The sequence below is a fragment of the Providencia sp. UF-183 genome, from assembly GCF_058246155.1.
Map to the genome: position 1 here is coordinate 62,367 of NZ_JBSICD010000014.1, position 14,749 is coordinate 77,115.

The window sequence follows — 14,749 nt, forward strand, 5'->3', positions numbered from 1 at the left end:
AAGCCGCTTAAAAAAAGCGGCTTTTGGGTCAATAATGGTCGATGTGGACGGAACGTGGACGGTGTGAATTATAAAGCTTTAAATAACAATAGCTTACTTTAAAATAATGAACACCATCCCTGTCTTTTATAGCCCCTTTTAGGGGCTTTTTTTTTGTTTAAATAGATTGAATGTTAACTATAGTTGACAATTTGTGGAGGGTGATTAAGATACAAGTATCAAGACAAGGAGACGTCTTATGATAACAGTATTAACGACCGATCTATTCGACAACTGGATACGGGATCTCAAGGATTTAAGGGCGAAAACCAAGATTCAAGTGAGAATTCGGCGACTAAAAAATGGAAATTTTGGCGATATTGAACCGATTGGTGATGGCTTTTCAGAGCTGAGGATACATGAGGGGCAAGGGTATCGTGTTTATTTAAAACAGAAAAATAACGTTATGGTTATTTTGCTCTCCGGTGGGAGCAAAGGTACCCAGCAAAAAGATATCATCAAAGCCAAACAGGTCTTTAGTCAAATTGAAGGTGAATTATGACCATTAAATTAAAAGAATATGATATTGCTGAGCATTTAAATAGCGAAGAAGAAATCCAATTGTATCTTAATGAGATCTTGGAGGAAGGTGATCCTGCTTTAGTATTATCAGCCCTCGGGGATATAGCAAAAGCTCGAAATATGAGTCAACTAGCTAAAGAGGTAGGGATGAGCCGTGAAGGTTTATATAAAGCATTGTCAGGTCAAGGTAATCCTACATTCAATACAATAATAAAAATAGTTAACTCTCTTGGTTTGAAGCTACAATTTAAAAGTATTTAACACTCTATTTTTATTGAAATAAATGTTTATTATTTCAATACCTTGCTATTACCTCTCTACTAAAAAATAGGATAACGTTATGGTTCACGTGTTAACCGCTCAGGATTATCGCAGTATGCCTTGGAAAAATGGACAAGGCGTCACGTTAGAAGTGGCGAGAAGCCATGGCGAAGGGCTTGATGATTTTGACTGGAGAGTCTCTATTGCAGACGTGAAAGCAGCGGGGCCTTTTTCTCATTTTTTAAATCGCCAACGTATTATTGGTGTGCTGGAAGGGGAAGGAATGGTTTTGCATGTGGATGACCAGAATCCAGTGACGTTACGGCAAAAAGCGTTTTTTGCCTTTAAGGGTGAAAGTCATGTGCATGCAGAACTGGTCAAAGACGCTATTCGTGATTTCAATTTGATTTATAACCCTGAAAAATATTCAGCACGCTTGCAGTGGATTTGTTCATCGTCAGGCACTTCATGGATTAGCGATGCAGCCCAGATTCTCATTTTCAATACTGCGCCAAGTCTGAGTATGAAAGTGAACTCGCAACCATTTGTTTTAAATCATTTTGAAACGTTGTTAGTGAGGGATAATATCCAGCCGCTGCAATTTTCAACTACTCTGCCTACAGAACAGGATTTTTGCATAATAGAGTTATTTATTAAATAGTTAGATTTTTAATGCTATTTATCGGGGTAATTTTGCAATATTTTTAATATCAATTCGTTTTTAAGATGGAATATTGCTCTGTCGATTACGCGATTTCAGTAAAAATGTTATCAAATTCATAGAACACGTAATTATGGCTTTATTCCTATTGTTATTTTCCTCAGAATTTATAGTCTTTAGCGTCACTAAAAAAATAATAACGGTATTTTTAAAGGAAAAATATTCTATGAAAATGAAAGCGCTTGTAGCAGTTGCTGTTTCTGCTGTGATTTTGACAGGTTGTAAAAATATTGACCAAGGAATGCTGACGAACTCTGGGATGCAATTATTCCAAGCAGCAACACTGAGTGATTCAGATGTTAAGCAATTAAGCGACCAATCTTGTAAAGAGATGGATGCACAGAACAAAATTGCACCTGCATCAAGCAAATATTCCAAACGTTTAGATAAAATCGCTAAAGCTCTGGGTAACGAAGTTGATGGTACCCCAGTTAACTATAAAGTTTACATGACTAACGATGTGAACGCATGGGCGATGGCAAACGGTTGTGTACGTGTATACAGCGGTTTGATGGATGTGATGAACGACAACGAAGTTGAAGGCGTACTGGGCCATGAAATGGGTCACGTTGCATTAGGCCATACTCGTAAAGCAATGCAAGTTGCTTATGCAGCTGTTGCAGCGCGTACAGCGGCAGCATCAGCGGGTGGCGTAGTTGAACAACTGAGCGCTTCTCAAGTTGCTGCGCTGGGTGAAAAACTGATCAACTCTCAGTTCTCTCAACATCAAGAAAGCGAAGCGGATAACTTCTCTTATGACTTACTGAAAAAACGCGGTGTGAAAACTGACGGTTTAGTCACTGGTTTTGAGAAATTAGCAAAAATGGGTAGCCAAGAGACAAGCATGTTTGACTCTCACCCGCCTTCAAGTGAACGTGCACAAAACATCCGTGACCGTATTGCAGCTGACAAAAAATAATTTTTAATTATTTTTGATAATAAGGTGTAACAGTGTAAATAGGCACTGTTGCACCTATCGTTTATTTCTTACCAATATTCCTATTTCAGCGTTAGAAATCGGAACTTACCCCGTTGTGCTTCCCTCAATCACTCACTATCTTATTCCTTAAACAAGATTCAGGTTTTTTCAGAGTGTTGCAGTTTTACGTTTGATAAAACGCTAGCAAGGAAAAATGATGGAAAAAGTACAGAAAATTTCCCTTCTTGCGAAGGGGATGGGAATGCTGTTATCGGGTACTTGCCGTTTATTAACAGGAGTTCGTACTCGTTGGGTTGGTTGCCAGCCTGCCATAACTCCGCGTATTTATTATGCTAATCATTCAAGTCATCTTGATGGGTTGGTTATTTGGTCTGGCTTACCGCCGCTGATGCGCCACTTTGTTCACCCTGTCGCAGCGAAAGACTATTGGGATAAAACACCCTTTCGCCGTTATTTAGTGAATAACGTTTTTCGTGCTGTTCTTGTGGATAGAAAAGGGGACAAACCTGCGCAAGGTAATATCTTGGAGCCTCTTGAATCCGTTTTAGCCGCTAAACATTCATTGATATTTTTCCCAGAGGGAACTCGCGGTAATGGCGAGGAGCTAAGCCAATTTAAGAGTGGCCTGTACCATTTAGCTAAAAAATACCCCGATGTTGAAGTCGTCCCTATTTACCTAGAAAACCTTAATCGTGTATTGCCTAAAGGGTCAAAATTAGTCGTGCCGGTTATTTGCTCTGCGGTCGTCGGTAAACCTATCGCTCCTTTAACTGAAAATGAAAATAAAACTGAATTTTTACAACGCGCGAAAGAAGCATTAGAGGAGTTGATACCATGAGCCTGTGGGACAGCGAATTAGCTTTATTATTATCTGGTGTATTTGGGATATTGGTTTTTGCGAGTGTAGTGGGTGGAATTTTGGCCTACCGTTACTCTGGTGATAAAAGTAATCCAACGATTGATAACCTGAATGCTCGTATTCGGGCATGGTGGGTGATGTGTATCATCTGTGTATTAGCGGTCGTACTTGGCAATATTGCAGTTGTTATTTTATTTGCGTTGATATCCTTCTTTGCACTGCGGGAGTTTATTACGTTAACGCCAACGCGGCGAAGTGATCATGAAGCGCTGTTTTGGTGTTTCTTTGTTTTCATACCGTTGCAATACCTTCTTGTCGGCATCGAGTGGTATGGGATGTTTTCAATTTTTGTGCCTGTATTTGTTTTTCTCTTTTTACCTACACGTATTGCACTTGCTGGGGACACTTTCCACTTTCTTGAACGTACCGCAAAAATTCAATGGGGAATGTTGGTAACAGTTTTCTGTTTAAGCCATGTTCCAGCACTGTTGATGCTGAAGATTGAGGGTTACGAAGGGGAGGGTGTGAAATTATTGCTCTTCTTAATTATCGTGACGCAAATTTCGGATGTATTACAGTATGTATTTGGCAAACTAATGGGTAAACGGCCAATTGTTCCAAAATTAAGCCCAAACAAGACGGTTGAAGGCTTTGTCGGCGGTGTTTTATCATCGGTGCTGATTGGGATTTGCTTGTACTGGGTCACTCCATTCAGTTGGTGGGTGGCTGGCTTAATGTCACTGGCGATCACTATTATGGGGTTTGTGGGCGGGCTATGTATGTCAGCCATTAAGCGAGATAGCGGAATTAAAGATTTTGGCGCAATCATTGAAGGCCATGGCGGAATGCTAGACCGAATAGATTCACTGTGTTTTGCTGCACCCATTTTTTTCCATTTAACGCGTTATTATTACACTTAACGGCGTTTAACTTTCGTTTTTGTTCGTTCACTAAGATAAGGCACCAAATGGTGCTTTTCTTTTGCTTTGTGGCTACAGCACGCAATGAATTAAAGTGGTATTATCTGTACTTAATTTGTGTTTCAAACTAAGGCACCTGTAGTGTATTGTTGCTTTAATTTATTTAGAACCTCTTTTTAGAGGGGAAAAGTTTACCTATTGAGGTCATTGACTAGAATTATGTAAACTGGATCACAATAAAACACAAAAGCTTGATGGAAAGCAGATGCATAATCTTAACTTTGCCGTATTATGCCATTTGTTGAATCAATTCAGCTTTGGGTTTTAAGCGAGTTATGTGCGGTCGAGCGGTTTTTATAGATTTGCAATTTTATGTTCATTAATCAGAGGTCATCATGGTCAAGCAGATTAAAAGAATTGGAGTTTTAACGAGTGGTGGCGACGCACCAGGCATGAACGCAGCAATTCGCGGCGTAGTACGTGCTGCTTTAGGTGAAGGCTTAGAGGTGATGGGTATTTTTGATGGATACCTCGGGCTATATGAAAACCGCATGAAACAATTAGACCGATACAGCGTATCGGATATGATTAACCGCGGTGGCACCTTTTTAGGCTCAGCTCGTTTCCCACAATTCCGTGATGAAGAAGTGCGTGCAATTGCCTTTGAAAATCTGAAGAACAACCATATTGATGCGCTAGTTGTAATCGGTGGTGATGGCTCTTATTTGGGAGCGAAAGCGCTAACAGAAGCGGGCTTTCCTTGTATAGGTCTACCTGGCACAATCGATAATGATGTTGCAGGAACGGACTATACAATCGGTTATTTTACCGCTCTTGAAACCGTTGTTGAAGCGATTGACCGCTTGCGCGATACCTCTACATCCCATAAACGAATTTCTATCGTCGAGGTTATGGGGCGTTACTGTGGTGACCTGACACTGTCTGCGGCGATTGCAGGTGGTTGTGAATTTTTAGTGTTACCAGAACAAGAAATGCCATTCGACCGTGAAGAATTATTATCTGAAATTAAACAAGGTATTGAAAAAGGCAAACGCCATGCGATTGTTGCCATTACCGAGCATGTTTGTGACGTTGATGAGTTAGCTAAATATATTGAGCAAGAAACCAAACACGAAACTCGAGCCACAGTGCTAGGCCACATTCAACGCGGGGGGTCACCTGTCGCGTATGATCGTATTTTAGCATCACGCATGGGAGCCTACTCAATTCAATTATTGCTTGAAGGCTACGGTGGTCGTTGTGTGGGGATCCAAAATGAAAAATTGGTTCACCATGACATTATTGATGCGGTAATGAATATGAAGCGTGTCTTTAAGAAGGATTGGTTTGAGACAGCTAAGAAACTTTACTAGCATCTTCTTCATATTCCGAACTGTAGGGGGGTTGGCTACGCTCACTAACCCTAGTCACATACTTATGTATGTGACTAGGGATTAGCTTTGCTTGCTGCCTACCTACAACTTGAACTATTTAGAAGATGGATCTTCGTCATACTTTGAGCTGTGACGTTGTTGGCTGCTCTCGGCTACTCGGGTCACATACTTATGTATGTTCCCCAAGCTATCCTCGTTCGCCGCCTAGTCACAACTCAAATTATTTAGAAGATGGATATTTGTCCATTAACCCAATCCTAGTCACAACTAAACCTCCCTCTTGCCTGTTCATATATTCCCCATAAGCATAAGTTTTTCTTTTTAATTATTTCCAGTAACTGATGCTATCTGTCAGCCTCATCCTATCGACAATTTGATGAGGAATCGATGATGGCAAGTTCATGGCAGGTCAAAAAATCGCAACTAACAACGGCATTGTTATTGGTATTGGCAACAGGGGCTTGGGCGAAAAATATTCAATTGTTGAATGTGTCTTATGATCCCACGCGTGAGTTCTACCAACAGTATAATCAGGCGTTCAGTGATTACTGGAATAAAAAAACAGGGGATACCGTTACAGTACGTCAATCCCATGGGGGCTCTGGTAAGCAAGCTATTTCAGTTATCAATGGGTTAGAGGCGGATGTTGTTACGTTAGCCTTAGCATATGATGTGGATGCGATAGCGCAAAGCGACCGCATAGATAAAAACTGGATAGAAAAACTTCCTGATAACTCAGCCCCTTATACATCAACGATTGTCTTTTTAGTGCGTAAAGATAATCCGAAGAATATTCGAGACTGGGATGATTTAATTCGCAAAGACGTCTCCGTGGTGACGCCTAATCCAAAAACATCAGGCGGTGCACGCTGGAATTATTTAGCTGCGTGGGGCTATGCATTAAATAAAAATCAGCAAGACCCTGAAAAAGCGAAGCAATTTGTAAAGCAACTTTACCAAAATGTCGAAGTGTTAGACTCGGGAGCTCGAGGAGCAACAAATAGTTTTGTTGAACGTGGGATTGGTGATGTTTTGATCGCGTGGGAAAATGAAGCACTACTTGCTATCAATGAATTAGGCGAAAATGGTCAATTTGAAGTCGTGACACCAAGCATTTCCATATTGGCAGAGCCGACAGTGGCAGTCGTCGATAAAACGGTTGATAAACGTGACCGCAGAGAAGTTGCAGAAGCTTATCTAACACACCTTTATTCGCCAGAAGGGCAAGAAATTGCCGCTAAAAATTATTATCGGCCACGAGATAGTGAAGTCGCAAAAAAATATCAGCAACAATTCCCTGAGTTGAAGTTGCTAACAGTTGATAAAGATTTTGGGGGCTGGCAAGCCGCGCAAGCAACGCATTTTGCGAATGGAGGGGTGTTTGACGAGATAATCCAACGCTGATACTCGTCATATTTCAATTTGTAGAGGTGTTGGCTTCGCTTACTAACCCTAGTCACATACTGGTGTATGCTCCTAGGGTCGAGCAAGCAAACAAACTTCCCTAACCTGTTAGAAGTAGGCTAGGGGGGTGATTTATCAGTTTACTGCCATTGGTATTTAACACCTAATTGGCCCAGGTAGAAGGTTTGACGATTATTGCTACCGGAAGTAATACCTGCATTTTTTTCATTTTCCCATGTACTTGGCTCAACAGCAAAGCCTCCCCATAAGGTCAGTTTCGGTGTTAGGTTGTAGAAAACTTGAGTTCCAACTCGATAACCCTCTTTCACTTTTTGAGTCGTGCGTTTGTTGCTGTCATAGTTATGTTCGTTTAAATAGTAACGAAAATAAGGCATGACACTCCAATCTTGATTAAGTGTAATTGGGAAATAGCCACGAATTTGGTTTTGTTCCCATGTTTTGTTGAAATCTTTATCCCATGTCCAGTCAGTATACATATAGACTTTTGCTGTCGCTGAATCATTGATTTTATAAACTAAACCGTGTTCAGATTCCCACTCGTAGCTATTTGGTGCGTGAAAATTATCATAGTGATACACCGCATCCCAGAAGTTAAAGGCCCATTTATCTGTAATATTGTAAGTACCACTCGGCATCAACCAGAACATGGTATTGGATGGTCGGGCCTGAGTTCCAGGGGCTGAGTCATTAGATTCTTTTCGATAAGTGACATTCAGATTGAATTGGCCAATATCACTGGCATACATTTTTCGAGTCGCACCAATTTGTGTACGGTTACGAATAAATGAGTCTTTAGATGTCGAAAAGTCGTGGTTATAGCTTCTTAATGATTCTTTGTGTTCAAGGAAGAAGCTCCACTTTGATTCAGGATTAACTAAAAAGAGTTGCCCCACCATGGTTGTTTTGTCATAAACTTTGCGACCACTGGTGTTATGGTGCCCTTCAAATTTCTCTAATTCCATATAAACGTTAGATGATATGCGCCAGTAATCATTTGTGGCGGGTTCTGCGGCGAAAGCGGTGATACTTAGTCCAGATAGCGTAACAAGAAGTAAACCATTCAATGAAGTTTTCATTTTAACCCTTTAATTTTTATCTATTTTTGTTTTTTTATGCCTTCGTGAAGGCGTAAGTATCTCGCCTTTACTCTGTGGTGACATAAAGGCTAATTAATTGATGATTAAAGTCATTACTGTGCAGTGTGGTAAGTTTCACCATGGCCATAAGGGAAGAGAATTTTGTTCCCTTGTGGATTTTTGATATTGACGGGTAATAAGCCTTTAGGTGGATTTAGTGGCTGAGAGTGGCTATCGGCAAACAAGGTACGCAGTCCACTACGAATGTTGGTTTCCAATGAGTTACGGTTATTATTAGTAATATCAAACCCAGTGATCCCGTAAATCGCGATATTTGCTTTGACGCCGTTTAAATACGCGATGTCGTAAGGGTTACGAGAGGAAATCACGACCAACGGTGTCTTGGTTTTATTTGCTGCATCAATGATGAACTGGGCATTTGTGGGGGTATCTTTTAGGTTATAGGTTGTGAGTAAAATTAAATCTTGATTGGCAATGAGTTGCTCGGCATCACTTTTTGACAGTGTATTTTCATTCAACTTTACAACGTGCTCATTACTTTTGATGTTAACGCCTGTTTCAGCGGCGATATCATATAAGTGTTTTTCGATAAGCGTATTACGTGGTTTTTCGTCAGAAATGACTAAAATACGGTTTTGGGGTTTCAATATGTAAGGCAGTACGTTGTCATTTTTGATCAATGTGATTGCTTGCTCTGAAACCATATTTTCAAGGTCTTTATGGCTTTTAGACGCAACAACGTGTTCAGCTACATTGATATCAACTGGCTGTGCGGTAATTTGTTGCTGAAGTTTTTTCAGAACGACACGTTTTGCTGACTCATCAATTCGTTTTTGTAGTTCTGGATTTTTCGCAGCTTGTACCTCTAAATAACGGTACATGTTATCAAGACGTGTGACTGCTTCTGTATCCCACATTTTGATCGGCATTAGCACAATATCGGAGCCCGCAAGCAGCGAGGTTTCTACTGCCCAATTAATATCGAAATTATCCGCAATGGCACCCATGTCCATCGCATCCGTCACTATCAGCCCCTCAAATTTGAGTTCATCACGTAAGATGCCATGTAAAATAGGTTTTGATAATGTTGCCGGTATACCTACTTTTTTGCCTGTTAGCGTGGTGATTTTATTATCATCAAGGGCAGGAACAATAATGTGCGCGGTCATCACCGCATCAGAACCATGAGCAAGAGCATATCTAAACGGCGCTAATTCGGTAGAACGCCAAGTTTTGGCATCAGAGTTTACAATAGGTAAATCAACATGAGAATCAGAGGAAACATTACCATGACCAGGGAAATGTTTAAGAGAAGTCAATAGGTTATATTTATGGATCCCTTTGATGTAGTTAGTGGATAAGGTTTCAACTAACTCTTTGTTGTCAGAGTATGAGCGAACACCGATTACTGGATTATTTTGGTTATTATTGACATCGACAACAGGGCCAAAGTTGATATTGAACCCAAGGCTGGCGAGCTCATATCCATGGATCATTCCCGTCAGTTCGGCGAGTGCTGGGTTGCGAGTTGCGCCCAGCGCCATGTTTCCCGGCATCTCAGTACCAACTCGTAGGCGAGTGACATATCCGCCTTCTTGGTCGGTACCGATGAAAAGAGGTAAGTTGCTACGTGATGACTGCAACTGATTGATTAATTTAATGGTTTGTGGTGTATCAATAAGGTTTTCACGAAATAGGATGACAGACCCGAGATGATATTGGGAAATAACTTTAGCAACCTCATCATTCATGGCAAGAAATGCAGCAGGTTCTCCATTGCTGTCCTTGTTCCAATATCTAAAGTCCAGCATAAATAACTGACCAATTTTTTCCGCTTCTGACATCTTGTTAACGATTTCATCAGCAGATTTTTGTTTATCTTTCCATAGCTCATTGAGCTGAGCTTGAGTTATTGGATCAGCCATGGATAACGCGCTAAAAAGGCAAGCGGTGAGTAGGGTAAGCTTTTTCATATTATTCTCTCTAAGTTATTTTTCGAGGAATAATAAGTACCCGGGTTTATTTATGATGTGAGTAGAATCACAGTTGGTGGTATTCTTGATTTGTGAATAATAAGAATACAAGATAAATACGGACTTATAAATACCTGATTTATTTGCATGATATTAAAGGATAATTAAAACGGAATGGTTTGATTTGAACTGGAATAATTTCATTTTGGTATTATTTGGTTATGTGATCGATTACTTAAATATAGTTAAACAATATTTTTTATTTAAATTAATATTTTTTCTTTGATTTAATTTTACCCAATTTCAATATTGTCATATTTGATGTTGTTAAAATATAAAACGATAGTACAAAACAAAATAAGTCACATCTTGCTGCGTGTGACTTATTTTTTTTAGAAAAATAACTGAAGCTAATCAATTGACGTTTACCAAAGGTATTTTACACCAATTTTTCCAATATAAAGCGTCTGCTTATTGCTATTGCCGGATGTCGCACCGTTCTCTTTTGGGTTTTTCCATGTTGAAGGTTCATAGGCAACACCTCCCCATAGCGTTAAGGATGGGGTGGCTTGGTATTCGACGTTGGTGCCTAGGCGAAAACCGTTATTAATTTTTTGAACAAGATAGAAATGTTTATCATAAGTATCTTCTTGTATCGCGTAGCGAATATAAGGTGTGATATGCCAATTGGACTTTAAGGTAAAAGGCAAATAAGCACGAATTTGTGATTGTAGGAATCGAGTGCTGAAATTTTTATCCCATGCTTTGTCGTAATAAAAAGTCAGCTTTGCTTTTAAATTGTCTGAGTGTTGGTAAGTCGCTCCAAATTCAGTTTCTGCTTCATGGCTATTATTATTAAAATAATTACTGTAATAATAATAAGAAAGCCAAAAATTAAAGGACCATTTATCATTAAAATAATAGTTACCCGCTGGTGTTAGCGCATATAAGCTACTGGAGGAGCGAACTTTTGTTTCTGGTGGGGAGTCATTGGATTCTTTTCGATACCGTGCACCAATTTCGAGGTCAGTTTTCGGCGTTTTAATAAATTGTTTTGTGATATCGAGCTGAGTACGGCTACGAAGGTAGGAATCACGTGAGGCACTGAAGTTACGCCCATGGTTTCTCATGGATTCACGGTGTTCTAAATTAAATCGCCATAGAGACTCTGGGTTTGTTAGGGCTAATTGGCCCACGGTACTTAGCTTATCGTAGACTTTATTTTTATATGCATCTCGCTGCCCTTGGTATTCTTCTATTTCCATATAGACATTGGTTTTAATGCGCCAAAAGTCATTATTTATTTCAGAAAAGCAAATAGCCGGGAATATAATTATGATGCTATATATTAAACTAATTATATATTTCATTTTTATCCTTTGGAGTAATCTTTATTAAGTTTTACTGATTTTTTAGGCAGGATAAATTTGTATTAAACTTTGCGTGGTGTCTATTGTTATTATTTGATAGAGGATAAGCTGAATGGGTGAAAATAATATTTATAAATTTGAATTTTAAGGTTTTTATTTTGTTTTTATTTTTGTGATATTATGGGGCTCTCAATCGTTTGATTTTAAATTTGATATTAATTCAAGTTATATTTATTTAATTACATCGATAATTAAATAAAAAACCGCCAATAAATGGCGGCTAATTATAAAAAAGTAAAATAAGTTTATTTTGCTTTTTTTGCTTCCGCAGCGGCTTTAACAATCACAGCAAATGCATCAGCTTTCAAAGATGCACCACCAACTAGCGCACCGTCGATGTCTGGCTGTGTAAACAGTTCAGCAGCATTGCTTGCATTCACTGAGCCACCGTATTGAATGATGACTTGTTCAGCAATTGCAGCATCTTTCTTCGCAATATGGGTACGAATGAATTTGTGGATAGCTTGTGCTTGTGCTGGTGTTGCAGATTTACCTGTACCGATAGCCCAAATTGGTTCGTATGCGATGACGGCGCCTTGGAATGCTTGCGCACCTTGGGAGTTCAACACTGCATCGATTTGACGAGCGCAAACTTCTTCAGTTTTACCCGCTTCGTTTTCAGCTTCGGTTTCACCAATACACAGAACAGGAATTAAGCCTTGTTCTTTAAGTACAGCAAATTTTTGAGCAACAAATTCATCGCTTTCTTTGTGATAAGTACGGCGCTCAGAGTGGCCAATAATGATGTATTTTGCGCCAACATCTTTCAGCATTTCAGCTGATGTTTCGCCAGTGAATGCGCCAGACAGATTGACGTCAACGTTTTGTGCACCTAATGCAATGCGGCTGCCCGCCAGAGCATGTTTTGCTTGAGTCAGGTAGATTGCTGGTGGTGCGATAGCTACATCACAGCCATCAACGCTGCTCAGTTCGTTACGCAGACCAGCGATCAGGTCATTGACCATATGGGTGCTGCCGTTTAATTTCCAGTTACCCATTACCAATGGATGTCGCATGTTATTTCCTCCAACCAGAGAGTTTGAATGATTAATCAATAAGTTATTCATTGCGCATTAATGTTGCCGGCGCAACGTGACAGTTTTGTCGCCATTCACCTTAAGTATTATAAGAACATTAAGGCATAATAGCTTTGCTTTTCATCATGCTTGTTCTTAGAGCGTGATCACAGTCTGTTTAGGGTGTTTGTTGTTCTAGCTTAATCGGTTCAACAGCAAAAGTAAGCACATTATTGTCACTTTTTACTAAAATATATCGCAGGCCGCCTAATCGAGCCTCTTCCGCATGAGTTGGGTTTTGATCCGCCATAAATTTATTTAAGGCAGTGGTCAGCTCAGGGGCTTTATCTAAAGAAACATCTGGAGCGAATTGATGGATAATCGCAAGGGTATAGCGCTCCATTAATTGACGGTTTTCTTGGGCTTCTTGTGCGTTATCTGTTGGGAGCAAGGTGATTTGTAAGCTTTTTATTTTTTCGCTACCGCGCTCAAGCACTGCAGAAGAATAGATTTGTTGGTTGATACGTGATGCCGCACGAATATAAGGTGCGGCAATATCTTGGCTCGCAATGACTTTATATTCATGAAGATATAAATCTTTATAGGCTTGGTTAAACTGATTGCGTAATTCAGGGATGGTGAGATCAAAAGAAGCGGCGTCGGGGGCTAAGTAAGCCACTTCAAAGTCAGTATCAGGCAAGGTCGGCACTTTTTGCGCGATTGCCAAAGGTGGCGCACTGAGTACAAAAATGGTTATGATGGCGGATATCGAACGAATTAAGGTTTGAGTCATTTTTTTGCCACTCATTCTTTGGGTTTTCACATTGTATCAGGATTATAGGTAATGACATTACAACAATGGGCTTTTTCCTTCAAAGGTCGTATAGGCCGTCGGCCATTTTGGGCGGGTATTGCTGCCAGCTTTATTTTAGTGACCGTGATTGTCCTGCTACAGAATACATTTTTATTACCTGAAATGGTTACCCTCTTTCTTTTTGTCCTACTGCTTTATCCTTTAGCGGCTATCTTTTCAAAGCGCTTACACGATAGAGGGAAATCAGGGGGGTGGTTCGCATTAATTATTTTGGCTTTTGCACTGTATTCCATGGATGTCAGTCAATTTGACCCTGTCTGGCAGTGGGGGATTGGGCGGTTTTTACCCTTATTTATTTCGATGATTATGCTACTGGATTGTGGTGTTTTTGTGGGAATGGATAGCGCAAATAAATACGGTGAAAAAACAGAGCCGGTGAATTATTTATAAGAGTGCAAACTACCCTGAAATGACTCAGGGTAGTGTTTAGCTCTATTTACCAGTATTGTTCGCTGGAAATATGACCCGGTTTGCGACGTAAATGCTTAATCATACCGTGACTATTTTTTAGCATATCCCGTGTGTCACGCACCATTTCAGGGTTACCACATAGCATTACATGGCACGTTTCTGGTGAAAGGGATAAACCAACGGCATTTTCGAGCGCATGGCTTTCGATGAGGGCGGGAACTCGGCCATGCAAAGATGTTTGTGTTTGTTCACGGCTGACTACTGTGACAATTTTTACTTTCCCTTGGTATTGTTGTTCAAGTTTTTGCATTAATGGCAGATAGCTCAAGTCTTTTTCATATCGAACAGCATGTAATAAAACGATTTTTTCAAAACGTTCGAGGTCTTTGCCTTCTTGTAGGATAGATAAGAATGGGCCAATAGCAGTTCCTGTCGAAAGCATCCATAAATTTTTGCACTCTGGAATTTCATCTAAGACAAAGAAACCAGCAGCTTCATCGGTTATTTGCAATGTATCGTTAGGTTTCAGTTGCGCTAATTTAGGGCTAAGCTTGCCCTCGGGAACAATGACAAAATAAAACTCAAGTCGGTTATCGCTGGGGGCATTCACATAAGAATAGGCGCGTTGAACTCGTTCTCCCTCAATTTCAAGGCCAAGTTTTGCATACTGTCCTGCGGTAAAAGGCTTAATGGGGGCGTCGATGACAAGGCTAAACAATGTATCCGTCCAAAACTTGGCTTCAATCACTTTCCCAGTTACCCAATTTGCCATAAATCCACCTCTTATTATTCCAAAATCAATCCTACTAAGTGGGTGATGTTTCACCTTAATTAGTTAGGGCATCGCTCATTAGGATTTAATACTAA

At 40.1% G+C, this 14,749-nt stretch carries 15 protein-coding genes; 9 read left to right on the forward strand and 6 right to left on the reverse strand.

Annotated features, from left to right (window positions below; genetic code table 11):
* Positions 1 to 238: 238 nt before the first annotated feature.
* From AC4IFT_RS13950 to AC4IFT_RS13985, 8 genes are all read left to right on the forward strand, one after another.
* Positions 239 to 541: a type II toxin-antitoxin system RelE/ParE family toxin gene (locus AC4IFT_RS13950; protein ID WP_225820369.1), complete on the forward strand. Its 303-nt coding sequence runs from the start codon at positions 239 to 241 to the stop codon at positions 539 to 541.
* On the forward strand, positions 538 to 822 hold the full coding sequence (locus AC4IFT_RS13955; RefSeq protein ID WP_273804020.1) for an addiction module antidote protein: 285 nt from the start codon (positions 538 to 540) through the stop codon (positions 820 to 822). The genes AC4IFT_RS13950 and AC4IFT_RS13955 overlap by 4 nt, the downstream gene beginning before the upstream one ends.
* Before the next feature lie 79 nt (positions 823 to 901).
* On the forward strand, positions 902 to 1,483 hold the full coding sequence (locus tag AC4IFT_RS13960) for a HutD/Ves family protein (RefSeq protein ID WP_490751624.1): 582 nt from the start codon (positions 902 to 904) through the stop codon (positions 1,481 to 1,483).
* A 226-nt stretch (positions 1,484 to 1,709) separates the two neighbouring features.
* A complete protein-coding gene (gene loiP / locus AC4IFT_RS13965; RefSeq protein WP_490736221.1) occupies positions 1,710 to 2,462 on the forward strand; it encodes a metalloprotease LoiP in 753 nt (250 codons plus the stop codon).
* 217 nt (positions 2,463 to 2,679) lie between these two features.
* Entirely contained in the window at positions 2,680 to 3,321 is a 642-nt protein-coding gene (locus tag AC4IFT_RS13970; protein WP_490736223.1) for a lysophospholipid acyltransferase family protein, read from the forward strand.
* Positions 3,318 to 4,262 carry a phosphatidate cytidylyltransferase gene (locus tag AC4IFT_RS13975; protein ID WP_490736225.1) on the forward strand — a complete coding sequence of 315 codons (945 nt, stop codon included), beginning with the start codon at positions 3,318 to 3,320 and terminating at the stop codon, positions 4,260 to 4,262. Before AC4IFT_RS13970 ends, AC4IFT_RS13975 begins: the two co-directional genes overlap by 4 nt.
* A gap of 395 nt (positions 4,263 to 4,657) precedes the next feature.
* Positions 4,658 to 5,635 carry a 6-phosphofructokinase gene (gene pfkA / locus AC4IFT_RS13980; RefSeq protein ID WP_490736227.1) on the forward strand — a complete coding sequence of 326 codons (978 nt, stop codon included), beginning with the start codon at positions 4,658 to 4,660 and terminating at the stop codon, positions 5,633 to 5,635.
* A 411-nt stretch (positions 5,636 to 6,046) separates the two neighbouring features.
* On the forward strand, positions 6,047 to 7,060 hold the full coding sequence (locus AC4IFT_RS13985) for a sulfate ABC transporter substrate-binding protein (RefSeq protein WP_490736229.1): 1,014 nt from the start codon (positions 6,047 to 6,049) through the stop codon (positions 7,058 to 7,060).
* 140 nt (positions 7,061 to 7,200) lie between these two features.
* Here the strand turns inward: AC4IFT_RS13985 and AC4IFT_RS13990 are convergent, their stop codons facing one another.
* The 5 genes from AC4IFT_RS13990 to AC4IFT_RS14010 form a co-directional block, all read right to left on the reverse strand.
* Positions 7,201 to 8,157: an OmpG family monomeric porin gene (locus AC4IFT_RS13990; RefSeq protein WP_490751625.1), complete on the reverse strand. Its 957-nt coding sequence runs from the start codon at positions 8,155 to 8,157 to the stop codon at positions 7,201 to 7,203.
* Between the two features lie 113 nt (positions 8,158 to 8,270).
* On the reverse strand, positions 8,271 to 10,151 hold the full coding sequence (locus AC4IFT_RS13995; RefSeq protein ID WP_490751626.1) for a glycoside hydrolase family 3 protein: 1,881 nt from the start codon (positions 10,149 to 10,151) through the stop codon (positions 8,271 to 8,273).
* 425 nt (positions 10,152 to 10,576) lie between these two features.
* On the reverse strand, positions 10,577 to 11,521 hold the full coding sequence (locus AC4IFT_RS14000) for an autotransporter outer membrane beta-barrel domain-containing protein (RefSeq protein ID WP_490751627.1): 945 nt from the start codon (positions 11,519 to 11,521) through the stop codon (positions 10,577 to 10,579).
* Positions 11,522 to 11,826: 305 nt separating this feature from the next.
* The gene (tpiA, locus tag AC4IFT_RS14005) at positions 11,827 to 12,597 is read right to left on the reverse strand and encodes a triose-phosphate isomerase (RefSeq protein WP_219245045.1); all 771 of its coding nucleotides are present in this window, start codon (positions 12,595 to 12,597) and stop codon (positions 11,827 to 11,829) included.
* Positions 12,598 to 12,775: 178 nt separating this feature from the next.
* Complete coding sequence (locus AC4IFT_RS14010) at positions 12,776 to 13,390, reverse strand: DUF1454 family protein (RefSeq protein ID WP_490736238.1); 615 nt, start codon at positions 13,388 to 13,390, stop codon at positions 12,776 to 12,778.
* A gap of 51 nt (positions 13,391 to 13,441) precedes the next feature.
* Between AC4IFT_RS14010 and AC4IFT_RS14015 the strand changes: the two genes are divergently transcribed.
* Positions 13,442 to 13,861 (forward strand): DUF805 domain-containing protein, encoded by a 420-nt coding sequence (locus AC4IFT_RS14015; protein ID WP_490751628.1) that lies wholly within the window; start codon positions 13,442 to 13,444, stop codon positions 13,859 to 13,861.
* A gap of 46 nt (positions 13,862 to 13,907) precedes the next feature.
* Here AC4IFT_RS14015 and fpr read toward each other — a convergent pair whose 3' ends face one another.
* Complete coding sequence (fpr, locus tag AC4IFT_RS14020) at positions 13,908 to 14,654, reverse strand: ferredoxin--NADP(+) reductase (RefSeq protein ID WP_490736242.1); 747 nt, start codon at positions 14,652 to 14,654, stop codon at positions 13,908 to 13,910.
* Positions 14,655 to 14,749: the final 95 nt, after the last annotated feature.

Excerpts from the sequence above, each read along its gene's own strand:
- AC4IFT_RS13985 (WP_490736229.1), top strand. The coding sequence starts at position 6,047 with ATGGCAAGTTCATGGCAGGTCAAAAAATCGCAACTAACAACGGCATTG.
- loiP (WP_490736221.1), top strand. The coding sequence starts at position 1,710 with ATGAAAATGAAAGCGCTTGTAGCAGTTGCTGTTTCTGCTGTGATTTTG.
- tpiA (WP_219245045.1), bottom strand. The coding sequence starts at position 12,597 with ATGCGACATCCATTGGTAATGGGTAACTGGAAATTAAACGGCAGCACC.
- AC4IFT_RS13970 (WP_490736223.1), top strand. The coding sequence starts at position 2,680 with ATGGAAAAAGTACAGAAAATTTCCCTTCTTGCGAAGGGGATGGGAATG.
- pfkA (WP_490736227.1), top strand. The coding sequence starts at position 4,658 with ATGGTCAAGCAGATTAAAAGAATTGGAGTTTTAACGAGTGGTGGCGAC.
- AC4IFT_RS13975 (WP_490736225.1), top strand. The coding sequence starts at position 3,318 with ATGAGCCTGTGGGACAGCGAATTAGCTTTATTATTATCTGGTGTATTT.
- AC4IFT_RS13995 (WP_490751626.1), bottom strand. The coding sequence starts at position 10,151 with ATGAAAAAGCTTACCCTACTCACCGCTTGCCTTTTTAGCGCGTTATCC.
- AC4IFT_RS13960 (WP_490751624.1), top strand. The coding sequence starts at position 902 with ATGGTTCACGTGTTAACCGCTCAGGATTATCGCAGTATGCCTTGGAAA.
- AC4IFT_RS14010 (WP_490736238.1), bottom strand. The coding sequence starts at position 13,390 with ATGACTCAAACCTTAATTCGTTCGATATCCGCCATCATAACCATTTTT.
- AC4IFT_RS13955 (WP_273804020.1), top strand. The coding sequence starts at position 538 with ATGACCATTAAATTAAAAGAATATGATATTGCTGAGCATTTAAATAGC.
- fpr (WP_490736242.1), bottom strand. The coding sequence starts at position 14,654 with ATGGCAAATTGGGTAACTGGGAAAGTGATTGAAGCCAAGTTTTGGACG.
- AC4IFT_RS13950 (WP_225820369.1), top strand. The coding sequence starts at position 239 with ATGATAACAGTATTAACGACCGATCTATTCGACAACTGGATACGGGAT.
- AC4IFT_RS14000 (WP_490751627.1), bottom strand. The coding sequence starts at position 11,521 with ATGAAATATATAATTAGTTTAATATATAGCATCATAATTATATTCCCG.
- AC4IFT_RS14015 (WP_490751628.1), top strand. The coding sequence starts at position 13,442 with ATGACATTACAACAATGGGCTTTTTCCTTCAAAGGTCGTATAGGCCGT.
- AC4IFT_RS13990 (WP_490751625.1), bottom strand. The coding sequence starts at position 8,157 with ATGAAAACTTCATTGAATGGTTTACTTCTTGTTACGCTATCTGGACTA.